The sequence below is a fragment of the Acaryochloris marina MBIC11017 genome, assembly GCF_000018105.1.
Lineage (GTDB): Bacteria > Cyanobacteriota > Cyanobacteriia > Thermosynechococcales > Thermosynechococcaceae > Acaryochloris > Acaryochloris marina.
Map to the genome: position 1 here is coordinate 3,799,993 of NC_009925.1, position 25,094 is coordinate 3,825,086.

Annotated in this window: 19 protein-coding genes and 2 tRNA genes; 13 read left to right on the plus strand and 8 right to left on the minus strand. The window is 47.7% G+C overall.

Annotated features, from left to right (window positions below):
• Positions 1-81 precede the first annotated feature (81 nt).
• Complete coding sequence (locus tag AM1_RS16995) at positions 82-1,308, minus strand: response regulator (RefSeq protein ID WP_012164112.1); 1,227 nt, start codon at positions 1,306-1,308, stop codon at positions 82-84.
• A gap of 334 nt (positions 1,309-1,642) precedes the next feature.
• On the opposite strand from AM1_RS16995, the gene AM1_RS17000 reads away from it, so the two are divergent.
• The 4 genes from AM1_RS17000 (at position 1,643) to AM1_RS17010 (ending at position 9,208) form a co-directional block, all read left to right on the plus strand.
• Positions 1,643-2,728, plus strand: a complete 1,086-nt coding sequence (locus AM1_RS17000; RefSeq protein ID WP_012164113.1) for a DUF2817 domain-containing protein — start codon at positions 1,643-1,645, stop codon at positions 2,726-2,728.
• Positions 2,729-3,024: 296 nt separating this feature from the next.
• Entirely contained in the window at positions 3,025-6,588 is a 3,564-nt protein-coding gene (locus AM1_RS17005) for a BRCT domain-containing protein (RefSeq protein WP_012164115.1), read from the plus strand.
• A 159-nt stretch (positions 6,589-6,747) separates the two neighbouring features.
• Positions 6,748-6,882 carry a hypothetical protein gene (locus AM1_RS43990; RefSeq protein ID WP_012164117.1) on the plus strand — a complete coding sequence of 45 codons (135 nt, stop codon included), beginning with the start codon at positions 6,748-6,750 and terminating at the stop codon, positions 6,880-6,882.
• A gap of 685 nt (positions 6,883-7,567) precedes the next feature.
• Positions 7,568-9,208, plus strand: coding sequence for a DUF3352 domain-containing protein (locus tag AM1_RS17010; protein WP_012164119.1), 1,641 nt, complete (start codon positions 7,568-7,570; stop codon positions 9,206-9,208).
• 443 nt (positions 9,209-9,651) lie between these two features.
• Here the strand turns inward: AM1_RS17010 and AM1_RS17015 are convergent, their stop codons facing one another.
• Together AM1_RS17015 and AM1_RS17020 are read right to left on the minus strand one after the other, a co-directional pair.
• Positions 9,652-10,464, minus strand: a complete 813-nt coding sequence (locus AM1_RS17015) for a M15 family metallopeptidase (protein WP_012164120.1) — start codon at positions 10,462-10,464, stop codon at positions 9,652-9,654.
• A gap of 64 nt (positions 10,465-10,528) precedes the next feature.
• Positions 10,529-12,382 (minus strand): protein kinase domain-containing protein, encoded by a 1,854-nt coding sequence (locus AM1_RS17020; protein WP_012164121.1) that lies wholly within the window; start codon positions 12,380-12,382, stop codon positions 10,529-10,531.
• Between the two features lie 146 nt (positions 12,383-12,528).
• Between AM1_RS17020 and AM1_RS17025 the strand changes: the two genes are divergently transcribed.
• On the plus strand, positions 12,529-13,452 hold the full coding sequence (locus AM1_RS17025; protein ID WP_012164122.1) for an o-succinylbenzoate synthase: 924 nt from the start codon (positions 12,529-12,531) through the stop codon (positions 13,450-13,452).
• Positions 13,445-14,905 carry a 2-succinylbenzoate--CoA ligase gene (locus AM1_RS17030; protein WP_049783748.1) on the plus strand — a complete coding sequence of 487 codons (1,461 nt, stop codon included), beginning with the start codon at positions 13,445-13,447 and terminating at the stop codon, positions 14,903-14,905. Before AM1_RS17025 ends, AM1_RS17030 begins: the two co-directional genes overlap by 8 nt.
• Before the next feature lie 486 nt (positions 14,906-15,391).
• Here the strand turns inward: AM1_RS17030 and AM1_RS17035 are convergent, their stop codons facing one another.
• From AM1_RS17035 to AM1_RS17045, 3 genes are all read right to left on the minus strand, one after another.
• Positions 15,392-16,171, minus strand: coding sequence for an HAD-IIB family hydrolase (locus AM1_RS17035; RefSeq protein ID WP_012164124.1), 780 nt, complete (start codon positions 16,169-16,171; stop codon positions 15,392-15,394).
• A 39-nt stretch (positions 16,172-16,210) separates the two neighbouring features.
• A complete protein-coding gene (locus AM1_RS17040; RefSeq protein ID WP_238548998.1) occupies positions 16,211-16,729 on the minus strand; it encodes a TM2 domain-containing protein in 519 nt (172 codons plus the stop codon).
• 386 nt (positions 16,730-17,115) lie between these two features.
• Entirely contained in the window at positions 17,116-17,466 is a 351-nt protein-coding gene (locus AM1_RS17045; protein WP_010475793.1) for a helix-turn-helix domain-containing protein, read from the minus strand.
• A 532-nt stretch (positions 17,467-17,998) separates the two neighbouring features.
• Between AM1_RS17045 and AM1_RS17055 the strand changes: the two genes are divergently transcribed.
• On the plus strand, positions 17,999-18,415 hold the full coding sequence (locus AM1_RS17055; RefSeq protein ID WP_012164126.1) for a hypothetical protein: 417 nt from the start codon (positions 17,999-18,001) through the stop codon (positions 18,413-18,415).
• A 225-nt stretch (positions 18,416-18,640) separates the two neighbouring features.
• Here the strand turns inward: AM1_RS17055 and AM1_RS17060 are convergent, their stop codons facing one another.
• The gene (locus AM1_RS17060) at positions 18,641-19,702 is read right to left on the minus strand and encodes a DUF3474 domain-containing protein (protein ID WP_012164127.1); all 1,062 of its coding nucleotides are present in this window, start codon (positions 19,700-19,702) and stop codon (positions 18,641-18,643) included.
• 331 nt (positions 19,703-20,033) lie between these two features.
• Here AM1_RS17060 and AM1_RS17065 point away from each other — a divergent pair, with 331 nt between their 5' ends.
• The 6 genes from AM1_RS17065 (at position 20,034) to AM1_RS17090 (ending at position 24,536) form a co-directional block, all read left to right on the plus strand.
• Positions 20,034-21,002, plus strand: coding sequence for a hypothetical protein (locus tag AM1_RS17065; RefSeq protein ID WP_012164128.1), 969 nt, complete (start codon positions 20,034-20,036; stop codon positions 21,000-21,002).
• Between the two features lie 197 nt (positions 21,003-21,199).
• Positions 21,200-21,272, plus strand: a tRNA-Gly gene (locus AM1_RS17070).
• A gap of 3 nt (positions 21,273-21,275) precedes the next feature.
• A tRNA-Ile gene (locus AM1_RS17075) sits at positions 21,276-21,349 on the plus strand.
• A 413-nt stretch (positions 21,350-21,762) separates the two neighbouring features.
• On the plus strand, positions 21,763-23,295 hold the full coding sequence (locus tag AM1_RS17080) for a slipin family protein (RefSeq protein ID WP_012164129.1): 1,533 nt from the start codon (positions 21,763-21,765) through the stop codon (positions 23,293-23,295).
• 39 nt (positions 23,296-23,334) lie between these two features.
• Positions 23,335-23,778, plus strand: coding sequence for an AAA family ATPase (locus AM1_RS17085; RefSeq protein WP_012164130.1), 444 nt, complete (start codon positions 23,335-23,337; stop codon positions 23,776-23,778).
• A complete protein-coding gene (locus tag AM1_RS17090) occupies positions 23,775-24,536 on the plus strand; it encodes a tRNA(His) guanylyltransferase Thg1 family protein (RefSeq protein WP_012164131.1) in 762 nt (253 codons plus the stop codon). The genes AM1_RS17085 and AM1_RS17090 overlap by 4 nt, the downstream gene beginning before the upstream one ends.
• Here the strand turns inward: AM1_RS17090 and AM1_RS17095 are convergent.
• Complete coding sequence (locus tag AM1_RS17095; RefSeq protein ID WP_012164132.1) at positions 24,533-25,090, minus strand: hypothetical protein; 558 nt, start codon at positions 25,088-25,090, stop codon at positions 24,533-24,535. The two genes, AM1_RS17090 and AM1_RS17095, sit on opposite strands and share 4 nt — an antisense overlap.
• Between the last annotated feature and the right edge of the window lie 4 nt (positions 25,091-25,094).

Below are 25,094 nucleotides of genomic sequence, written 5' to 3' on the forward strand. Positions count from 1 at the left end.
GTAGAGTTGAGGAACTGGAATGAGAGTGGTGTGGGGTAGACGGGCTACCCAATGTGAGTCTATTGGAACTCACCTATACTCCTAAGCTGGATTGAGTTGAGTCAGGTATTTCTCCACCACATCTGTGAGACCTTGTTGGGTAAAGGGTTTGGTGAAGTAATCGGTGGCACCGGCCAATTTGGCACGGGCTTTATCAATCAGCCCCGTATTTCCCGTCACCATGATGATCGGGGTTTCGTCAAAGACGGCACTACTTCTGAGCAGACTGCACAAACGGTAACCGTTTATTTTGGGCATTGTGATATCGAGCAAAATCAGATCGGGCTTGATCCGAAAGATGACTGAAGAGGCTTGAATCGGGTCATCGACCGTTGTAACTTCATATCGAGTATTCCCTAAAAACCGCTCAATCTCACTCAAAATCGTTGGACTATCGTCAATGCAGACAATCTTAAAGACGCGATTAGCGGCCTGGGCTGTCTGAGCAGCTTGGGTTACGGTTGGCGTGTTAGGAACACCTGGAACCCGAGGTAGTTGGTCAAAAGGCGGCTGTGGATTGCGTAAAAAAATGACCTGCTGTTCTACATAGGGACCAAAGAGCTGAGCAATATGCAGCTCGTCTTGTTTGAGCAGGACTGACAGCTGGCGAATACTGAATCCTCGACTCATCAACTGGGCGAGTTTCGTCAGTGCTTCTGGGGATAGTTTGCCCCCCTGAACGGGTTTGCTGATATGGCGAAAATCTAATAGGTAAGGACGCTGATAAGGTGACCAAATTTCTTTGCTACAACTTTGCCAACCCTTCATGCGTTGCTTGAGGAAGCGGACCGTATCGACTACGTCCACTAAAGGCGTTTGCCCCAATACCGTCGTCACCCATTCCGGCGAAGGCGTACCATTTTCCCAAACTGCTCTGGCTTGACGCAGCCATAAAAAGGTTTCTAATGCATCTTGAGTAATATCTTCAATCAGCTGTCTGGATTGGATCTCATCTAGCATATGGCGTTCCTGCAGCCAGAGCATTGATCGCTGAATGAGTCCTTGGGCCTTGGTGACGGTTGTGACCCCAGCCTCCGTTGCGGGTGGCATTTCTTTAAGGACGTTATATGCCTGGTCTAACCCTTGTCGGCATAGGAAATAGCTGAGTTGGGCCAGGGTTTGAATGGAGCAGTCTACATACTGTAGGTCTCCCTCATTTAAATAGATGTGCCAAACGGCTTTACCATTGCTCGCTTTGAGTACGCCTGTCGCACTAGAGCTTGATAACTCAGTTAACAGCTGATACGGATCAAACTTAGAGGGTTCCATAGGCGTTGGTGCAATGAAGGGAAAAAAGCTGTTATGGCGTTAAGTTGTGCAGAAAATATTGAAGGTATTTTAATTCAATATTCTACAGTGAATCTTTAGATTCTTGTTACAAAAAGAAATACTTTTCAACAAAAAACAATTTATATCTAGTTTACCCGCCTACTTTTGCTACTCAGATCAGTAATTTCCCGGATGTTTCTGATTCTTAAAGCCCTAATTTTGTAGTTTTTTAAGATTTAGGACTAACTCAGAGTTGTGGGGTCAGGGAGTGTCGTGTTCCGTTAAACTCACACCATAAAGTCGTAATAGAGTGAGTACTCTGCCCTAACCTTTTGTGTTTCCTTCTGAATATTGGCAAGGACGCGATCGCTTCCGTCATGCGGCCCAATCTCTGAATTGTGTTCTTGAAACGTATCCAATCCAAGCTCTCGGTCCTCAAGACCGAGCCTTGAGTATTGATGTGGCTCGATATGGGTCTAAATCGCCCCACACTACTCTGCTCGTCTCCAGTGGCTTACATGGAGTTGAAGGTTATTGCGGATCAGCCATCCAGTGGGCACTGTTGACCGATGTGCTGCCTCAGCTCACCTTGCCAAAAGGGGTGGCGGTGCTCTTGATTCATGCTCTCAATCCCTATGGCTTTGCCTGGAATCGTCGCTGCAATGAAGACAATATCGACCTCAACCGGAATTTTTTACTGCCGGAACAATCGTTTACAGGCAGTCCAGAGGCGTATACTCAACTGGATGCTTTTCTGAATCCTCGCCAACCGCCGACCCCACAAGAGCTTTATACTCTCAAGCTGCTGGGGTACGCCCTTCGATATGGCGTATCGTCCCTCAAGCAAGCGCTGCCCGTTGGCCAGTATGAGTTTCCCCAGGGCCTCTTTTTTGGGGGGCAAGCCCCTGCCCAGACCCAGCAGATTTTGGCGTCGCAACTCCCTACCTGGTTGGGGCCAACCCAGCGTATTGTTCATCTGGACTTACATACAGGGCTAGGACGATGGACCGCGCCTACGTTCTTAGTGAAGCCTCAAGTCCACCAGACCGATCTGCCCTGGTTTCAACAAACCTTTACGGCAGAAGGTCTGCAAATCTTGGGACAACAAGGTGCGACCTATATTTGCCAGGGAGATATCGGTCCTTGGTGCCAAGCTTTGATGCAGGATTGTGACTATCGATTTGCCACGGTGGAATTTGGCACCTATCCGCTATTGCCGGTCCTCAAAGCGATGCGAGCAGAGAATCAGGCCCATTGGTGGGATGAGCCAGGGTCGTCTACCTATGCCTGGGCCAAATCGTTACTGCTGGAAGCTAATGCACCTACAAGTGATGAATGGCGTCAAGCCGTTGTTGCTAAAGGAATTGACTTAATTCATCAAGCGTTTGCAGGATTGAATGAGTTATGTCCTACCTATTAATTCCAGATTTTTTAGGTGTGGAGTATTGAAATGGAGGCCATTGTCGTCAGGGATGCTTTGGAAAGGGGATGCAGTTCACTTTCTGCAAGTCGCGATTCAGTCCTTGATCATTGGGGGTGATAAGAGCGTTTTGCCTGCCAGAATCCAGATATTTTCTCTGGGTTTGTTGCCTCTGTTTACACCAGACTTGGGTCTTTTGTAGCGAATGTCCTAGCATTTCTCAGCGGAGAACGTCAGGATAAAGAGAAGGAACTGGTTTCCTGATTGTCATCATCCCCAAAGTCGTCGTTACATCCATGCCTGAATTGTCTAGTATTCTTGATCTTCGTTTGGTTCTAGAAAGCGTTGGTGCGCTCCTATTGGGGACAGCTACCGTCGATACCCTGCGTCAACGGCAGTGGCAGCAGCAACTCACATCTGCCTCTGAAGAGCAACAACGGTTGCTAACGGCGGATCAAGCTCGTCTGCAGACCGAGCAACAAACCCTTCAAACCGATAACGAGACGTTAACCGCGGCCCTTGCCAAGGCTAAACAGGTGGTGGAGGCTCAAGAACAGAGCGTTGAAGAGTTAAAGCAGCAGGTCAGCCAGCTACAACAGCAGCAACGGGCTTGGGCAGACGAGAAACAAGCCCAAGATCAGCAGCAGAAGACCTTAGAAACTGAACTAGATACTCAAAAAGCGCAATGCCAACAGCTCCAGGCTGAATTGGATGAGCGGGCTGCTACGACTACGGAGTTAGACAATCTGGCTGCTGCGAAAACGCAAGCGGAAGTGGATCTGCGCCAGGCTCAATCCAAAATGCGGGGTTTGCAACTCCAAGTGGATACCCTAACCCAAGCACAACAGCCATTGCAGGCCAAGGTAACGGCAGCAGAGCAGACAGCCGCTGTTGCTACCCAAGCTAAGACCCAACTGGAACAGCAGCTTGCCCAGTTGACTCAGACGCAACAGCAAGACCAATCCCAGGTGACGCAAGCCCAGGCAACGATTCAAAGTCTTGAACAACAAGTGGCCAGCCTGACCGCGACACAAAAAACTTTAGAAAATCAGCTGCAACAGCAGTCTCAACGGGATCGTCAGCGTCAGAACTTAGCGACGGAAGTGGCTATACTCCAAGATCAAATTGCGACCCTCACGACCCAAAACCAGAGCCTAGAGGATGATCGAGTCGCTGTTCAGCAAGAGAAAGATAGTCTAACCCAGCGATTAGAGACCTTAACGGCCACCCATGACCAGCTAGCCACCACCCAGGCTGAAACGGTTCAGCAGCTGGCTGCTACGACTCAAACTCATCTGCAGTTGGAGCAAGCCCATGCTCAGCTAACAGCAGAGTTAGAAGGGCTCCATCATGCGCAGACGGATCTCTCTACCCTTCGCCAAGAAAAACAAACCCTGGAGTCTCTGGTTACTGAGCAAAAACAGGAAATTGACGATTTAACGGGACGACTGGCCACGGCCAAAGATCTGCAACGGCAGTTGGCAGAGGACTATGAAACAGCTCAGACCTCCTTGTCTGCTTTAGAGACCCAAGACACAGACTTCAACACAGAGCTGGCGGCGGATCTCCAAGATGCCCATGCTCAAATCAAGACCCTTCAGCAAAATCTGGAGACCCTGACCCAACAAAATCAAGATCTGCGTAACCAGATCGCTGCTGCTCCACCTGAGCAGTCCCAAGCCTTACAGGAACTCGAACAAGCCCTGCAAGCTGCCCAATCCAGAAATCAACAGCAACAACAACAGCTGCAGGACCTAGCCCAAGAGAAAGAGTCCCTTGCTACTTCCCTGCAAACCGCTCAATCCAACTCCACTGAGCTACAGCAGCAGATTGCATCCTTGACTCAGCAACACCAGGAATTAGAGACCAGTTTGGAGCAAACCCAAACGGCAGATTCCAGTCTGATTACGGAACTCACGACTAATCAGCAGCAGCTCACCACTGAACTAACTGACGCTCAAGAACTGATTACCAACCTGCGCCAGCAAATCTCAGATTTGGAAACCGCTCAAGAGGCTCAACCCACAAGCACAGATATTGAGGCCCTGACTCAAACCAATCAAACCCTATCGGCAGAGCTGTCAGACTCACAAACCGCCTTGGCGACCCTGCGTCAGCAACTTCAGACTCTGGAGCAGCAACAGCAACGCTTAGAGACGGAGCAAGGTGCAGTCGCCAACGACCAGTCCAAAACCATTGCTGCTTTGGAAGCCCAACTGCAAACCCTGCAACAAGAACGGGAGACTCTCAATCAGCAGGTGGCGGAATATCAAGGCCATCTTCCATCTTTGCAAGAGCAGATTACGGATTTAGAACAACAGCGACAAACTCTGGAGTCCTCATTACAAGGTGCTGAAGCGCAAGCGCAGGACCTGGAACAGCAGCTCAATACCCTGAATCAAGGGCAAACCCAAACTCAGCAAGATTTACAGGCTCAGCAGCAACAGGTCATTACCCTAGAACAACAGGTACAGGCCCTGGAAGCGGAGAAGACTCAATTAGCATCTGCTCTCAAAGTCGCTGAAGAAGCCCCTATCCCTTTGCAAGAAGCCTTACAGTCCGCTCAAACGGAACAGACCCAGTTGGAGCAACGGCTGACAGCACTCACCCAGCAGAATCAGGACTTACAAACTGCGATCAATCAAGCCTCGGATACTTCTGCGTTGGAGACAGAGCTGGCGGCAGTGAAGGCGGAGAAGCAGCAATTAACTGTAACCTTACAAGCTGCTGAAGCCGCCTCGTTGCCTTTGCAAACAACCTTGCAAACTGCACAAGCTGAACAGGTTCGTTTAGAGCAACAGCTCGCCGCACTAACAGAGCAGAATCAGAGCTTGCAAGTTTCTCTAGAACAGGCCTCTGATACCTCAGCTTTGGAGGCAGAGTTGGCGGCAGCGAAGGCAGAATGCGATCGCATCACCCAATCCCAACAGACAGCAGAAACCACCATCCAAACCCTGACCGCCCAACTGCAAGAGCTAGAGTCCCTACCTGAGCAGCTCCAATCCCTGACCCAAGCGAAAGCTCAGCTCGAAGCCGATCTCCAGCAGGCCACCACCATAACGGCAGAAGTGGACCAGTTAACGCAGGCTCAGCAAGATTTACAGGCGGCGCTATCGCAGGCTGAGGAAGAGAAACTAGGGTTGCGATCACAACTCCAAACCTTAGAACAGCAGGTCGTGGATCTGCAATCGGCGACGTCATCTGTGGAACTAGAACAGCAGCTTCAAGATCTGACGGCAGATCGCGATCAGCTGCAGCACAACTACGACACTGCGACGGCTAAAATCACGACCCTACAACAGCAACTCCACACCTTAGAACAGCAGGCTGCTGAGCTGCCTGACTTAGAGGATGCCTTACCTGAACAGATGATGGCAGCAATGAAAGAGGCCGACCAACAGATCACGACCCTAGAAACCCAAGTCAAAGCCATGAAAAAAGACAAGGCAGAGTTGGAAAAAGCGATGAAAATGGCCAGGGACGTCGTCTCGCATTTTGAGCAACAGGTTGAAAACCTCACCCAAGAAAAGCAACAGCTTGAACAACAATTCCAGATGTCTACCTCAGATGATCCTTTGGCCACGGTCCCAGCAGTTGTCCCTGAATCGCAACCTGGTCTCCCCCTCTCGGGACAAAGTTTTGTTATCACTGGCAAACTGGCTCAGCTCAGTTATGAACAAGTGAAAACAATCATTCAGGAAGCAGGTGGTACCATCAATACCCATCCCAGTTCTAAAACCAGCTATGTTGTCGTCGGGAAAGATCCAGGCAACAAGCTGAAAAAGGCTGAGAAATATAGTATCCCGCAATTATCAGAGCAGCAGTTAATGGAGCTATTGGGGTTAGATCTCTCTGCTTGAGGAATCTACTGGCTTTCGAGGGCTTTGTTGCAAAATTTTGCAGTCTTCAAAGAAATATAGAATTCCATGTCTCCAGCCTTAGTAAACCCGCTGAAACCTAGATAGGCATGGGAAAATCGTGTTCGGATTTTTTGGCCTACACCTTTAGGAGTTATTTTCATGACAGTGCGAACCATCACAGATCAACAAACGACGATTCGCTTTTCTGGCTACAAGCTGGATGATGCCGATGCTTGGCTCGAAACATTAAAGGAAAATGGACGCCCTGTTCATGGAGAGTTGGCCAAAAGCTAAGCTTTTTCTCAACTCTAGTTCTGCCCAACGGATTTTCCATCGTTAGGTTAGAGTTCCTCTTCTGATGCAATACCCTCGACAAGATGCGAGGGTATTTTTTATGGCGTTACGTTTTTAGAATAAGTGTACATTGCCCTAAAAGTGATTCAGGCAGTGGGATTGCCAATGATCACTATCACTCTAGATCTCTGCTCAGGATCACCTGCTAAGACCGCTGATGAGGGTAGGATTGTGCAAACATTCAAAATGGTGCCAATGAAGATTTGACATTACCCAGTAGATTAATCAGAAAAAATCGCTAGTTTTAATGAAGACGAAGATGAAGCACATTGTGAGAGTCTCAATGGGTGCATGAAGAGATAATCTCAACCGTCTTGAACCTAGGGAATTTGTGGCCATTTTTTCTGATAAGTGCTAGTTGTGGCCCAATTCAGGGAATATTAGATGCGAACTTGGTTTCAGTGAATCAGCTAGCGCTTTAAGCGCTGGTATAGAAACCTCTTCAGGAATTTAGTGAATCAGTGCCAACCTTGGTATTCATTGACTAAACAACCCATGATGCGCTTACAATTGAGCTTTTCAACCATCATCAAAAGGTTCGATTCAAATCTTTTTTTGGCTTCAGATAATCGGTTTTTTCTGTTTCACCCACGCGATCTAATTTTCTTTTTTGAGGAGATATTTAATGGCAACCAAATGGAAACTGATTGTTCCTGGAATTATCGCGGGTGCAGTCGCGATCGGGGGAATTGCTGCATATTTTTACCTAAAGGTTATTCCTGCCCGTGAAGGAACCAGTCCAGTCGCCAGTGCAAAAATTGTGCCCGATGAAGCCTGGATGGCAGGCTACGTTGATATTACGTCGGATTCTTGGGAAAAACTGAAAGATTTTGGTACTCCCGAAGCTCAAGATCTGGTGTTTGGTGGTTTCGATGAGATGACTGCTGACATCAAAAAAGAGTTAGCAGAAGATAAGCTGGATTACGATAAAGACATCAAGCCTTGGTTGGGCAGTGTGATGTTTGCGGCGGTTCCTGCCAGCGAGGACAAACCCGCCCCCAGTATGTTGATGGTCATTGGCATTAAAGACAAAGTAGAAGTCTTAAACTTTGCCAATAAGATGAAAGACAAGGAAGATTTAGAGGTCAAAGAGACTGACCATAAAGGCGTCAAGATTTTAGAAATAGATGCTTCGGGTTCTCCAAGCTATGTGGCGATTCTCGAGAATCACCTGGCTATGTCTGACAATCAAGATGTGGTCAAAAAAGCTATTGATTCATCGAAGGGTGATCCGTCCTTAGCCTCCGATGGTGAGACTCGGAAGATCCTGGAAGAAAGCCTGAAGATGGATAACCCCGTCGCTCAAATCTTCATCCCCAATTATGGGAAATTGATTACACAGGCGGCAGCGTTTAATCCCAGTAATCCACTTCCTCCTCAGCTGAAAGATCAACTGGATCAAATTAAATCGGTGTCAGTTGGCATGGGCATTGATAATGAAGGCGTTCGGTTCCGAGCGGTAACCAAGGTCAATCCCGATTCCTTTAAGTGGGAATTCAAGCCAGTTCCAGGCAAAATTATTTCCCAATTCCCGGCCAATACCCTGTTATCGGCCAATGCTGGTAACCTGAGCAGTCAGTGGAATTACGCCCTCCAACAGCTAGACAGCGTGCCTGAATTTAAAGAAGGCTTAGATGAAGTCCGACAGCAGATTCGTCAAACCACCCAGCTGGATTTAGATAAAGACATTATTGGCTGGATGGATAAAGAAGTGGGATTAGCTCTTATTCCAGGCAATCAAGGCGTCTTGCAATCTGTGGGCTTTGGCGGAACCTTAGTGTTCAAGACGAGCGATCGTGCTAAAGCTGAAGCAACCTTTGCCAAACTGGATGACCTAGTCAAACAAAGCAATGTCCCAGTTAACAAGAGCAAAATTGGCAATGTTGATGTGACCCAATGGCAGTTTCCACCCACCAAAGAAACCCTAGCCGGTCATGGTTGGATTGATAATGAAACCGTGTTCTTCGCTATTGGTGACCCCATCATCAAGGTCATGGCTAAACCGGATAAAACGTTGGATCAAAGCGAGACCTTTAAGTCTGTCACGCGAACCTTACCCCAGTCTAATTCCGGGTACTTCTTCGTCAATATGGATGAAGCCAACAAAGTCATTTTGAGTAATCCGGCCATTACTAGCCAAGGCCTGATTACACCTGAAGTTGAAGCGGTTCTCAAGTCCATTCGGGGCATTGGTATTGCCAGTACGCAAATGGATAAGACTACCTATACTGGCGATGTACTCTTGGCACTAAAGCCCAAATCATAACAAGCCAATTCTGATTGCGATAAGAGCTAGTCGGGGCATTCTCGGCTAGCTTTTTCAGTTTTGAAAGATGCACAGTAAAGGATTGAGCACCCAATCGATCTAGGTCAAGGTTGATGAAGCTGCAAATATCCAAGTGTCGATTAGGGAAAGATGAGAACTGGTGATTGATGAGGAGAGAGTCGCAATTCTCAACGGACCTGGTCAAAGAGTTACGTGAGTCTCTGAAATGCTTGAGCAGCCAAAGCAGCAAACAGTGAACTAACCACTGTTCCACTGCGTCTAATGGAGGTTTTTCACTCTCTCTCATCTTAAGCTTTGTTGATGTAGGATCAACCCTCAGGGATGAAGAGACATCAGGGCTATTGGAAAGATGATGACTCACTACTCCTGACAGTTTTAAGATTCTGTCGGCAGCTCTCTTGGCCATCTGCCAAAAGCAATAGTTAGAGATTACGTGCGCTAGCAAACTGTACTGCTGCCCGAGAAGTGCCGATATATCGCCAATGCCAAGGCTCGAAGTTAACCCCCTGGGCGTTATTCCGGGGAAATGAGAGTTCAAATCCATAGTTCTTGGCATTGTTGGTTAACCAACGATAGGCAGTTGTGTCTTCAAAAGCCACCTTGAGATCTTTGTCCGGCTGGTTGCGATCGCCAATATCGATCGCATATCCAGTGTGATGCTCACTAAACCCAGGCGGGGCACTAAGTTTGGCGGCTGCTTCTACACTCCCTAGTTTTTGTACCTGTTTATCAAACAGTTCTTTTTGGTCATTGACTGAGCGAAACCCAGAGATAGGCTGAAGCGTGAGATTGGCATCAGCAGCGGCATTAACCAACTTGGTAAAGGCTGCCGCTGCTTCTTGATCCAAATACTCAGACCGACGATACGTCCCTCGCACAAACTCTCCAACGTTTACCAGTCGGTTATCTTCGTTTTCTGCATAGGCAAGGTGGCCATAGTAATTCTTAGGTGTAGCAGTAACAGGTGCCGCTGGAGCGTTAGCTGGAGAGGGAGTATTCGAGATGGAGGGCAAGCTCTCATACAGGGGAGATGGGGGACGGTTTGTCGCAGGGGGCAATGGTTGGGATGTTTCGACCGGGGATTGAGCGGGTTGTTGGGGTGACTGCTCTTGCGAGACGGGTGGATCCGCGGGGACCAGTTGAAGGCTAGCCGCCAGCCAGACAATCACCGCTGTGGTCAAAAGGCTAATCACCACAAACTGGAACTGGCCGAAAATTTTTTGGAACCCTTTCATAAGTCTATTTGCTGCCCCATTGATAGACAGTAATCACAATAATCGAGAGCAGAAACTTTAGCGTCTAATCTCGTTGAATGAGTTGAGCGGCAATCCAGCCCCGAACCCCTGACTGAGGGAACAAGACCTCATACCAGAGGTAACCCCCAACATCTTTACGTTGGCCGACAATTCGGACGCGATCACCAGGGTAAGCCATATGTTTAGTCGGGAATTTGGTTCCTGGCCCCGTTCGAATATTTTTACTTTCTGGACTACCGACAAGGGTTGCGTTGGTGTTTGCAGGTGTTGGTTTGGGGGTGGGCGTTGGGTCCGGAGCGGGTTTTGCGGCTTGATCCGCTTTGACTAACTGTGCTGCAATCCATCCCTGGGCCTGGGATTTAGGGAAATAAACGTTATGCCAAAGGAAGCCACCTTGATCGTGATCGCTCGTAATAATCGTGATCCGATCGCCTGGGTAAGCAATATGGGTTTGAGCATAGTTTGTCCCTGGGCCAGACCGGATATTTTTAGAACCAGGGTCCCCCGCAATGCGGGCATTAGTTTGATCGGCATTGGGCGGTAATGCAATCTCAACTGGAGGGGGTGGAGCGGGACGAGTCACCTGGCTCGTGCTGTCATTAGTGGGCGTGGAAGGTTCGGGAGAAGCACTTACTGCTTTATCAGAGGTGGAACGCTCTGTTCCCACAGCGGGTGTAGGCGAATTACGAGAGAGTAGATCTGAAACCTGCCCTCGTAAAAGCACCGCACTCACCAATACAAATATGCCAATGACTCCACCTGTGAGGATGGCTTTTTGCCATTCTGGAAACCGGGCTTGATTGACGGTGGGTGGTACGGATGGATGTTGAGGAATAACGGCTTGGGTCGGTTCAGATACAGCCGGTTCAGGAGGCACTGAAACCGATGCTTCGGTGATGGAAATCGAGGGCTGCTGGAGGGTATGAGCAACGATATCTGTGGCTTCCACACCCACTGGAGTGGTGTCTTGATTGGCCAGAATCTCTGGAGCCTGAGCATTTGTAGCATCTTGGGCAACATCCACAACATGGGTTGCTGGCAGCACCAAATGATTCATCATGGCTACCGCACTGAGGAACCGTTCATTGGGCTGAGGATGAATGGCCTGACTGAGGGTAGCAGCAAACTCTGAGCTGAGATTAGGCACTAAATGCTGCCATAGCAGAACGCCTGTTTGCGGATCGGTTTCGAGTTCTTGAGGGATTTTAAGGGTGAGGAGATAGATAGCCGTGAGCCCCAAGCTATATAGATCGCTGCTGTAAACAGGACGTCCTGCTAGTTGTTCCATGGGCATATATCCGGGGGTGCCTACCACAATGGAGCGATTCGTTTGCCCTTGGGAATTCACCACGGTACTCATGGTTTCTTTAACGGCTCCAAAATCAATGAGGCTGGGTATGCCGTCTTTTTGGCGCAAGATAATGTTATCGGGCTTAATATCTCGATGAACAATCCGCTGTTGGTGAATATAGTCGATAGCTGGCAAGAGCTTGATCAAAATGTCTCGCACTTCCGTCTCACTGAGGGGGCCATGCTGCATTTTTTGGGTCAGGGTTTGACCCGCCACCCACTCTTCTACTAGGTAAAACTGACCGGCCTCTTCTAAAAAAGCGTAAAGCATGGGAATTTGGTCATGGCTGTCTCCCAAACGCTCTAGGATTGCGGCTTCCCTTTGAAATCGATCTTTCACCAATTGATAGATCTGAGGATTATTATCAATGGGCTTTAACTGCTTGATCACACATTGGCGGCGGGAGGGCATTTGGGTGTCTTCTGCCAAAAAGGTGGTGCCAAAGCCACCATCGCCAAGGACTTTAATGACCCGGTAGCGGTTATTCAGTAAAGTTGGGGTTTGAGGGGTTTGAACATGGGGAGTATTGGTACCGGAATTCGTCATGTATCTACCTGGCTGTCGAGAAATAATATGAGGAAGCCTTCATCCCACAATAGAAGCTCCCTCTAGAATGTGCAGTGATCAGTTTTGATCTGTTATGTGATTTAAAACAATGCCGTATACGGGGTGAAGCGATCAGCGTCAAGAACATGGAATTTTCCTATCAAACCTATCAACGATCGTTCCAACAGCCCTTACAAACAAGATATGGGCCGTGGTCGATCCGTCGAGGGTTGATGGTTATGTTAGAGGATGATGCTGGCAATATTGGCCAAGGTGAAATTGCTCCTTTATCGTGGTTTGGATCTGAAACTTGGGAACAGGCCCAGACCTATTGTCAGCAACTACCTCGACAGCTAACGGACGCTCACATCTTGTCTATCCCAGATCGCTATCCGGCTTGCCAGTTTGGATTGGGTTCAGCGTGGGAAGCATTACATCAAAATTCCGTATCAGCGTCTGTTTTCCCTGAGATTTGCGGCCTATTACCCACCGGAAGCTCCGCTTTGTCCGCCGCTTCCAAGCTATGGGAGCAGGGCTATCGAACTTTTAAGTGGAAAATTGGGGTGGATGCCATCGAACAGGAACAGGCTATTTTTCGGCGGTTGATCGTAGCTTTGCCACCGCAAGCCTTGCTGCGCTTGGATGCCAATGGAGGACTAACCAATGAGTCTGCTTGTCGTTGGCTGCAGCTGTGTGATCAGGTGATGGACACTCTTAGGATTGAATATCTGGAGCAACCGCTCCCCCCCGAGCAATTGTCGGCCATGTTGTCCTTAAGTCAGCAGTTTCAAACCCCATTGGCTTTAGATGAGTCGGTAGCAACTCTGTCTCAGCTACAACACTGTGTTCAACAAGGATGGAACGGCATTTTCGTGATTAAACCTGCTATTTGTGGTTATCCCCACCGCTTACGTCAGTTTTGCCAATCCCATCCGATTGATGCTGTTTTCTCCTCTGTCTTTGAATCAGAGGTGGGGCGGCAGGCCTGTCTGAGATTGGCGGCAGAACTATCGAATCCCCAACGAGCCATTGGGTTTGGTGTTTGCCATTGGTTGTCCCCTGATGAATAACGCTTCGTTCTCGGTTGATCCGGTTAAGCCGTCCAGTGCTCACTTATTGGGTTCTCCCCAAGCAATTTGGCACAGGGAAGACTGGATTCTGGGCCTTAATCATCAGCGTTGGTTAGAGCGAATTCGACAACGACAACGAGAGCTACAAGCGGTGATGGAGCGAGAGGGCTATCCCAGAGTCCTGTTAGTTCAGGCTGATCCACTAGAGTTTTTAGCTGGATTGATGGCGGCGTGTTTATGTGATTGTCCTGTATTTCTCGGGAATCCCCATTGGCAACGTTCTGAATGGCAACAGGTGTTGCTGCTAGTTCAACCCCATGTTATTTGGGATGCCTCTCAGTTGCCTCCGGTAGATATCCCAAAACCAGCCCCAGCTAAGCAAGAAGAGAAGGGATGGATTTTAATCTCTACCGGGGGCTCATCGGGACAGGTTCGATTTGCGATTCATACTTGGGAGACTCTAACTGCCTCGGTTGAAGGCTGCCAAAATCATTTTTTCGGTGGTGAATTGGATGCCATCAATTCCTGCTGCTGGTTACCCCTGTATCACGTCAGTGGGTTGATGCAGTTTATGCGATCGCTCCTTACATACGGTAAACTCCTCCTCCTCCCACGCCACTGTTTTTCTCCTGAAATCTCCTTGATGCCAGACATAGCGGCTTTTCTAGATCCGCAATCAGAGCAACCTTATTCCTTTTTTCTCTCCCTCGTTCCTACCCAACTCCAGCGATTCTTGCAACAGGGCGGCCCTCGTTTACAATGGCTAGCCCGATTTCACACTATTTTGGTGGGGGGCGGTCCTGCATGGCCCGCTTTACTCCAGGGGGCTCGCCAGCACCAGTTGCGGTTGGCTTTAACCTATGGCATGACGGAAACTGCTGCTCAAGTGGCGACATTAGATCCCGATCAATTCCTGCTCGGAGCAGCTCACAGTGGCCATGTTTTGCCCCATGCTCAAATTGCCATTGAGCATCAGCAACACCAGGGCATTGTGGCTCCTCAAACAGGACAGGTGGTGATTGAATGTACATCTCTTTGTAAAGGATATTACCCGCAATTATTAGCCTCACCTCGTAAATTTTTTACGGATGATTTAGGGTATTTCAATAACCAAGGAGCATTGCATATTGTCGGTCGTTTAAGTCGCAAGATTATCTCTGGGGGGGAGAATGTTTTTCCCGAAGAAATAGAAAAATTAATTTTAAGTACAGGCCTCGTAAAAGATGTGACGGTGTTGGGCCAACCTCATCCCGATTGGGGCCAAATCATTACCGCCATTGTGGTTCCTGCAGCAGACTCCTTTTCCCTAATCGCATTGCAGACTTGTCTGAAGAATCAACTCAGCCCGTTTAAACAACCAAAGCAATGGTATGTCTTGCCTCAGCTGCCCCGTAACCCTCAAGGTAAAATCGACCAATCACAGATGAGGAAACTACTTCAGGTTGATCAGTAGTGACTACAGGGACGGAAATTCTGACATTGACCCATCTAATTTTATTGATATATTTCACTCTGTTAACCCCCGCGAATAAGAGTGAACTTTAGTAAAATCCCTGAGCTAGCTCTGGGGGTTAATGCTAGATTAAACCCAGGTACAAAAAGTCAAAGTTAACAAGTAACCCCGGAACACGTCAGTACCTCCTACCTCTGTTCTGAAGAGCAACCTTCTTCCTGAGAACTTACGATTTGTGGTCATCATTTTCTATCAGAAAAAATTGAAGACCAGAACACTTATCTAGTAAAGATATGTAAGACTTACCTCTTAGAACTGTTGCTGTTGTTAATGTCCACTTTAGTTGTTTTTCTGTAAACTCTATCTATTTTTTCAATTCTGAGCAAACATACATTCTCGGTTTCTATAGGATTAAGGGTTTGGTTACAATAAGCCAAACCCTTTAGCCGTTTTAAACAGATTTTTAAGACGCTGATGAAATTGGCATTAAGACATCAGTAATCGTTGCGTAATTTCGATAAATCCTAACCCTTCAGCTGCTTGGGTCATCGCTTGGGGGTGGTGGTCAATCTGCTCCAGGTAGTGAGACAAGTTGGCAACGCCGACGGAGTGCGGAAAAACTTGAGAATCGAATAGATCTTGATCATTCGGACTATCGCCGATCGTCAAAATTTGGTCTAAATTATATCGCTCCGGTAAATGGTGTTCTAGAACCGTTAGGAGCCCTGCCTGTTTGTTCTGGCCTTTGGGTTTGATATGACACTGCACTGTACTGTAGGTAAAATCAAATCCTGCCGTGGTACAGAGATTTGCCATCTGATCCAAATCGACTGGATCAAAGTCGGGATTATCAAAGGTCCAATCCGTGATTCTAAACGCGTTATCAGCCGTAGTTCGTAGATGAGGAAAGTGGGTTTGGAGCTGACGAAAAGTGTTGGCTAAGTGAGCACGATGGTCTTTAAGGCCCGGAATGTCTGAAAGCACTTTTCCGGGGGTGTCTGGCTGATGAAAGAAGAGGCCGCCATTTTCTGCGATCGCACCCTGTATCGGTAAATAATGGGCAAGGCCGCTGACCCAGCCCGCCGAACGCCCCGTCACAATCACAACAGCAAAACCACTCTTTTGTAAGTCCCATAGGGCTTGGCCAAAGACGGCTGGGAATTTACCGTTGACGGTCAGGGTGCCATCCATATCGGTGGCAATCAGCTTGATAGCGTTGAGCTGCTGTGCAGAGATGTCTGCAAATGGAAGGATGGGATGGTGCATGGACAATTCGTGCAGGGCGGTCTTAATTTTACAGTGCGATTAGACGGCCTTATAAATGACGGCACCATCAGACTCACGATTGCCAACGACCAATAGTTCTGCTAAACACAGTTCTTGGACCTTGGATTTAACTATTTCAGGGCTTTTTTCGGTTGCAATCACACAATCACTCAGAGTGGCCCCCTGCTGATCTCGGCAAATCTTCAGAATTTGCACATCCAAAGGAGGACTCGCTTGTGTGTAAGTGCTGACATCTCTGACAATGGTTTGTTGTGTAGTAGCATCTGCTGAACTATAGAGCAATCTTTGCTTTAGATTTTTATGGTCAACCATCTCTGGAATAAGGAAAAGGTCGACCACTTGACCAATGCCCAGAAATCCAAAGGTACAAAAGTAGAGAATGCCGCTAATGGGTTTGCCTAGGTAGAATCGGTGAATTCCACAGATGCCAAAGGTAGAGAAAAACCAAAGGAGATAGGCAGTACCATTATTAGCCATTGGGGTGTTACGACCTCTGCTGTCTCGACCACTATCCTTCAATTCTAGCCAATGTGCCATTTCACCAGAATCACAACCTTTACCTTTCTACAGAAAAGCAAATGACTGGCATCCCCCTTTCCATATCTAAATCTGATAGTGTTGATTTTAGATCTAACTGGGTGAGATGCATCCCATTTTCAGGACATGGATTATGATTTCTAATGTCAAAAAGGAAAAGGTGGCCCCAGCTGACCCATGGCTATTGTCATAGTCACTTAACATAACCGCTTTTCACTAAAACGGTTGTCCATGCACCTGTTGCTTGAAATTTGATGTTCTTGCTTTAGGCATCTGTAGAGCTAGAAACACTTCAGTCTCTGCTACTAGAGTAAGCAGAATACTCAAATCAAGATACTTCGATCATCGGACTGGGCAGTAAGTCTAGGAGTTCAGGCAGAAGCCGTTTAGTCTTCTAAACGCGTGATCAGAACTTTTAGCTCTTCAGCTAATTCTTGACTGGTAATTTTTTGCTCAGTCTCACTAGTATCATCCATAAACATATTGCCTTTACCCGTCAATAGCCAATCGATGGACACCTGATAATAGGTGTTGAGCAAAATTAAAAAATCTATATTTAGCAAATAATCACCGCACTCACAGCCAGACCATTGTCTGACAGAGATAGAAAGATTCTTGGCGATTTGAACTTGGGACAACCCTAAATGAGCCCGTAGCTGCTTCATTCGTCTGCCAATTTTTTGGGCTGCAATATTAATAATTAGCTGATCTTTTTTCCCGAGTTGCTTGCGAGGCATAGCAGAGTGGCAGATTAGTTTTGATGATTATTGAAGATATTCAAAAGGACTCAAATTGTAGTCATCTAATCCTAAATGCAACCGAAAAAAAGGGTGATCAGATGACAAAGTTTTGTCTAAATATTGTGCAATAAGGATATTTTAGACGTAATCCTCAAACGAGTTCTATGTAGGAATACGGATCCTTTTGCAATTACTGGTGCTTTAATCCAGAAAATTATCTACGTGAAAATACTGAAATTTTGAGTGATGGGCCAAGGTGATGGGGCTATATTGTCCGCTCTTAGGGGTGCCACTCCGTATATTCACGGATACAATAGAGAGAACAGTTATCAAGTGGCATCAGTGGTGGTTGCACAGGACGCAATCATCTATGACATTGAGAAGCCTTTAGTCCCTGTTGGGAAGAACACTCTAATCTTTAGGATTTAGCAAATCGTTCGTTGAGTTTTTGCGAATGTTTATGCTATCTCAGGGCTAGAAAAAGTCATACATTAAAGAAAACATTATCTAGTTGTTGTTAGACATAGCAATGGACACAATTCAATACAAGCGATCGACCAAGGGCTGTCAAGCCAGACGGAGAGCGGAACAAAGACACTCAAAACGTCAGCCTACTGCCACGACGAGGAGTAGCCTGCTGGAATCTTCTTATAAAGCCCAACTGGATTTAGCCGTCAAAGGAGTGTTGTTTGAAAGTCTATACCCTCTCAGTCGAGATGAGATTGCAGAACGTATGACATGGTTAATAGCCGATACCAAATATGGAAAAATTAATCGAGTATTTGCGTCTCTACAGCGCTTGATCACCAGTAAGTTAGTTGCAGCAACTCGTGTTGTTGATCAAGGAAAGGAGGTCACTAAATATCTTTTGAATCTTCCCTATGAGGAATTGCAAAAAGAGCGGGCGGCGAGGGTGAGAATTCAGCAGCTTCAATGTAACGAATAGAAATCTTTCCTGTTGGTATCGACGACCAGACGATACATCCTGAATATAAAAGCAAAGAGAGAGGATTGAGAACCAATCCTCTCTCTTTTGCGTCACTTACAAGCAACTGAGAAGCGTATATTAACGTCGAAGCTCAATATTGGCCGATGAAATTGATTTGAGGCTTATCGCTTCACTCTCTTTCCTGAACGAATTTAGCCTAGAGAAAAAGCATAAAAGAGAAATTTAGCGCTTGGCGTCAGCTTGATAGTAAACTTTTTCCCCATGATCAGGAACGTATCGGCAATCTCTTAAGGCAGTCCATAAACTTTTCCAAATGGGATCGGAAGACTTCCGATAGTACTCACCTAAGACCGGCTTGATTGCTTCTGTTGCAGTCAGTAAATGATAGTGAGGCATACCCAAGAAAATATGGTGGGCGACATGAGTACCAATATTGTGATGGATAGGATTGATAAACCCATAGTCATGGTCGATGGTGGAGAGGGCACCTTTGAGAAAATACCAGTTATCATTGGGGTACCAAGGTATGCTGGGTACGGTATGGTGCAACAGCGTGACAACATCTAACCAAACGATAAAGACAATATAGGGGCCGAGATAATATTTAACTAAGAATAACCAGCCATTGGTATAGGTGAGCGCTGCTAGAAAAGCGATCATGGCTCCCCATAGGACTGTACTGGTGATGACGTCCCATTTCTCGGAAGGCTTGAATAAAGGGCTACTGGGTAGGAAATGAGAGCCCTTGCGTCCAGGAGACCGTTTGAAGAGGTAAATGGGATAGGCCAATAGGGTCAAATAGTAACGGACAAATTTGACATCCTTCGGCATCTCTCGGTATTGCGTTTCCGTGGGAGGGTACCAACTTTCGTCCGTGTCGATATTGCCTGTATTGGCATGGTGGGTCCGGTGACTAATGCGCCAACCATGGAAAGGAACCAAAATTGGCGTATGGCTGAGATGTCCGATCAGATCGTTTAACCACTTGTATTTGGAAAAGGAGCGATGACCACAGTCATGGCCGACGACGAATAAAGCCCAAAACATGGTGCCTTGAGCTAACCAAAAGATGGGCCAAAACCATAGAGCATCAATTTGATAGGCAATGGCGTATAAACCAGCGATAATACCGATATCTAAAAAGAAATATGAGAGAGATCGCCAGGCTGAGGGCTCAAAGCAATGAGGGGGAATGGCTGCCCTTATATCTTGAAGGGTAAAAGGTAATTCTCTAGACCTAGAGACGTCAGGGCCTCTGGTTTCAATACCGGTAGAGTTTTGCACGAAAAAATACTGCTTCCTTACGCTGTAGTGACCGAGTCTCATTCTATCTCTTAACAAGTCGTAATCAAAGTCAAGCAATGACTCCGGTAAAAGTTTACAAAGTGAAATAGTATTGACTTCAGGACAGATTTTCCTGATATCTATCTGAGTTAATTCTTCGGGGGGGTGATCGAGGTCAATCTATTCGGGGATTGAGACCACTAAGCTCTAGTGAGCCATATCTTATTTGCTCCGACTCTGCAGAATTGGACTCACTGATTACATTAAACTTTGCTGAGCTAACGGTTTTCGACCCAATCCTCTGACGTTATTTCAGAACATATCTCCTGCCATGATTACTCATCAAACCCTCTGTAAGAAACATCATTCGTTGAAGCGCAACTGCTTAAAATTCTTGAGTGTGAGCAGTGTTCTTCTTATCCTTATCAGTGGATGCAGTTCGGATAGCTCTAAATCCAAATCGAAGGCCCAAACAGAGGATCCGGCAGCAGCAAGTTCTCCAGCGCCGCTCAACTCAACGCCGACAAAATTAAAGTTAACGGTCGCTTCTCCTGAGTCTTTGCGTGTTAAACAGGGGGATTTGATTGTTAAGGGGCAAATTTTGGTCGATCGGACTGCAGCCCGCCAAAATATTATGGCTCGTCGTCAGAAGGTGCAACAAGAAGTGGCGCTTTTAACGGCGACTGAACAGATTCCGACGGCTCCAACCAATACCAATGCCGCAGAGGTTCAGGTACAGCAAGCCCGAGAACGGGTTCGTTTAGCGGATGCTGCGATTCAAGATTATCTGGCTAAATCTCCTTACACTGATTTGGCCCGCCAAACCCTGCCTCTACCGACAGAGGAGAAACAGTTAGCACAGTTGCAGTTCGCCAAAACATCAGCCCAAGCCCAGTTAGAGCAGGCTATTGCCCAACGTAAGTCGTTGCAGGCATCTCAACAAGCTCGACAACAGGGGCAGGCGGTTGCGTCTAGTAAAAAGATTCAACTTCTCAATGAGCTGAAAACCATTGAGGCCCAACTCCAGTCGTTTCAGGATATTCTGTCTCCCCATGATGCGATTGTGCAAAAGGTCGACTGGCAAAAAAAGGGAAAGAACGGGACAACGGTCGAACTTGCCCTAGCCGTTCATTCCCTGTCGGATCCGATTCCATCCTTGTCGAATGGCACCAATAATCCTCTGCTATCGGTGCCGAGTCCTGCCCCTGCTAGCGGACAACCCTTTCCCAGTCTTCCTGCACCCCTAGCCCCCACTCCCCAACCGCCAGGGCAGGTTCCGACTGCTGCTCAGCAGCCGTGATGGAGCAGTTTAATCCGGTAGCCATGGGCTAGATCGCTTGAGAACTATGGCGGTTATAAATTGAGTATGTTAAGGTCAATGACTGGATCAATGGCGTGCTGTGAGGCAATGGTTCAGATTCTGAATATCTGACTGGCACTTTGACGCTGAAAATTGCAGATCAGTGTACCGCCAAACCCACAAGGTTGATTCACGATTGCTCGATTAGCTCAGAGGGAGAGCACCGAGGGGCCATCTCGGGGGGCGTAGGTTCGAATCCTACATCGACAAAACTGAAAGCTAGCTCAGTTGGTTAGAGCATCAGACTCATAATCTGACGGACACAGGTTCAAATCCTGTACTTTCCACCGCCCGGTTACGGGCACCTCGTTTGGGACGAGTTATTTCATCTGGTACGGGAGCAATCCCAAGGTGGTTCGAATCCGCTAAGACAGCACCCGGTTGTTGGTGTCGCGTTGAGTGGGTCACCTGGTGATCCACCCAACAATAGCCAAAGGCCAGCGCGATCGCAGTTGATGATCGGCTTGAGTAGGGTCCTTTGCAGGGCAAAGTCTGGCGTTCCCTCCAGACTTTGCCCTAGCGAACGCCCTATTTGTTGGCGGTTGGACCCATGCTTAATCTTCGGGTTGAGTTGCGGTTCTGCTCCACCTTAATTCAGCCAGTCACGGGCGATGGCCCGCACTGTAACTGTTGATGCCAGCAGCTTAGGGTGCCTTTAAAAGTGCAGATGGACCTGCACGAGAAGAAGAAGGAAATATCAATGTTTAAGTCTTTTTACATTAAGCCCCATGAGCGGGGCATGTTGTTCTATCGCAGTAAGTTTGAGATGTTTTTGCTGCCGGGTACCCATCGCCGCATGGGGTGGCATTGGCAGGTGAAGACCTTTGATTTAAATCAGCCCCAAGCCCAGATTGACCATTTGGAGCTGCTATTGCAAACCCATGCCCACAGTATGAATGAGTATTTTACGGTGGTGCGCACGGTTCATAATCAAGCTGCCTTAGTGCGATTGGGACAACAATGGTGCACGATTGGTCCCAACCAGCTGCAAGCGTTTTGGCGTGGCTTTATTGAGGTAGAAGTGCATCTATTTAATCTGGATGAAGGGATTGACCTGCCGTCTCAGTTTGTCCAGCGATTGCGAGATGTATCGCTACCGGATTTGAATCTAGTCTCAATTCCTGAATCTCAGCTAGGGATGCTCTATGAGCAGGATAATTTTGTGCGGCCTCTCGCGTCTGGAGAGTATGGGTTTTGGACCTGCGATCGCAAAGTCAGTATTACCCGCTATGATCGCACTCGTCCCGATCCAGATTTTACGTTTGTGGACGTACTGGTCGATGATCATCCCGATTTTGTCACCAGTCACTGTGAATTCGTGCAGTTAGGCAATCAGGAGGTTGCCATTGTTCGCCATCAGGGCAAAGTGATTAGGATTTTGCCCCCCTGCAGTCGCCAGTTGTTCTGGCAAGGGGTTGCTGTTGAGGTGATTGATATTAGCGATGATGCCAAGCTCTCACCTACATTGGTGGCTGAGTTGGTGGCTGGGGTACCCGAGGTATTGGATTTAGCCTATGAGGCCCTGTATATCTTGGAAGTCCCGGCCCAGCATTTAGGATTGCTGTATGAAGCCAGCGCTTTTGTCGATACCCTTTCTCCCGGCTGGCATGTCTGGTGGACTTTTGGCCGAGCCTGGAAAACGGAAATTGTGGATTTGCGTTTGCAAACCCTAGAAGTCTCTGGCCAGGAAATTTTATCCAAGGATAAGGTGTCCCTGCGTCTAAACCTGACAGCGGGGTATCGGATTACGGATCCGGTACAGGCTAAAGCTGGCTTGAGCAATATTGAGGATTATCTCTATAAAGAGCTGCAATTTGCTCTACGTTCGGCCGTGGGGACCAAGTCTCTAGATCAACTCCTAGAAGACAAGGGGGCGATTGATGCCAGCGTCTCTGACTATATCCGTGAGAAAACCGAGCAATATGGAGTTGCTATCGCATCTGTCGGTGTCAAAGACATCATTCTGCCCGGTGAGATGAAGTCGATTCTCTGTCAGGTGGTGGAAGCGGAAAAATCCGCCCAGGCTAACGTAATTCGTCGTCGAGAGGAGACTGCTGCTACCCGCAGTATGCTCAACACCGCTAAGGTGATGGAGAGTAATCCCGTGGCCTTGCGCTTGAAAGAGCTGGAGGTGCTGGAACGGATTGCGGACAAAATTGAGCATATTCATGTCAATGGCGGTCTCGATAGTATCTTGACTGAGATGATCCGCATCAACGGAACTAGAGAATAGAGCCGATCGGGCATCGGCTCCACACTGAAAAGGCAAACGATGGAAGCTGTAATCTTGGTGGGTATTCAGGCTACGGGTAAATCGACGTTTTATCACCACCAGTTTGGACGCACCCATGTGCGGATCAACCTGGATATGTTGAAAACACGACATCGTGAGCAACAGTTTTTGGATACCTGCCTAGTCACCCGCCAACGGTTTGTGGTGGATAACACGAATCCTACCCCTGCTGAGCGACAGCGGTATATCCAACCCGCTCAACAACAGGGTTTTTCGATTACGGGGTATTACTTTGAATCGAAGTTGGCAGCGGCTTTGATTCGGAATTGCGATCGCACGCCTGACCAACGCATTCCAGACAAAGGGATTCGCGGGACAGCCTCTCGCCTGATCTTGCCTACCTATGATGAGGGGTTTGACCAGCTTTTTTCCGTTCGTCTTCTTCCTCATCAACAATTTTCGGTTGAGGATTGGCAATTATGAAATTTACTGAACTCGATCAAACCTTGAGGATCTATGAAACCGCTTATGACCTCTGCGTTCTGCCTGGGCTGCAGATGGTCGCTCGGTTAGATGGACGGAATTTTACTCGGTTAACGAAAGAAACCCTCGATTTAGATGCTCCCTTTGATGCCACCTTTCGAGATGCCATGGTGGCAACGGTTCAGCATTTGATGACCTGTGGATTTCGAGTCCTTTATGGCTATACCCAAAGCGATGAAATCTCTTTACTGCTGCACCCAGACGAGCAGACCTTTGCTCGTAAGCTACGTAAACTCAACTCCGTGCTTGCAGCGGAAGCTAGTGCGAAAATGTCGTTGATCTTAGGCTGTATAGCAGTTTTCGACTGTCGAATCTCCCAACTGCCAACGGTGGATTTAGTGGTCGACTACTTCCGATGGCGACAAGAAGATGCCCATCGCAATGCCCTCAATGCCCATTGCTACTGGATGTTGCGTAAAGGGGGTGATTCAGCGGGCACTGCAACCCAGAAATTAGAGGGATTATCCGTTGGCGATAAAAATGAATTGCTGTTTCAACTGGGGCAGATGAACTTTAACGACTTACCCCCCTGGCAAAAACGAGGAGTGGGCTGTCTTTGGCAGTCGTATCCAACGGCAGGTGTTAACCCTGTTTCAGGAGAAGTATCTCAAGGGACGCGAACGAAAATCGGCGTTGAGCTTAACTTGCCGATGAAAGAGCACTACAGGGAATTTATCCTTAAGCGAATGACGCTCTAGTCCTGAGGTAAAACCCTAAGCCAGGGCTTATGGGCTCGGCGGCGCTCTAAACTCATTTCTAAGCCATAGGCTTTAAATTCTTGTTCACTGTAATATTCCCGGAACCGGGCTAAAGGGACACGGGATCGACCATCTAGAGAGTGAACAATAGAAGTCGGAAGACGGACATCCCCGCCTAAGTGAACAAAGGCTTCTTCCACTGTCATCCAGGGGCGTTTGGAATCGCTAACTTCTGTGGGAATGGCTTGTTCTAAACTGCTGAGTTTATCGGTTAGGCCCTTAACCATATTGCCGGGCTTGATATTCGAATTTTGCTTTGATTTCTGTAGTTTCCCCATCCATACTTGAAACAGAGAGCCGACATACTGGAAGATTCGCTTGAGGATTCGCCCACAGACTTGCAGAATACTGCCAACCCCAGCCCCTTCTTGACTAGATGGGTTGTTATGGGAAGCGATAGCCGCACTAGACCAGCCGCAATGAGCACAAACTTGACGACCGGATTTGAGAGGAGGGCCTAAGCGATTGGAACAACGGGGGCAGGTTTCCAGCATAGTC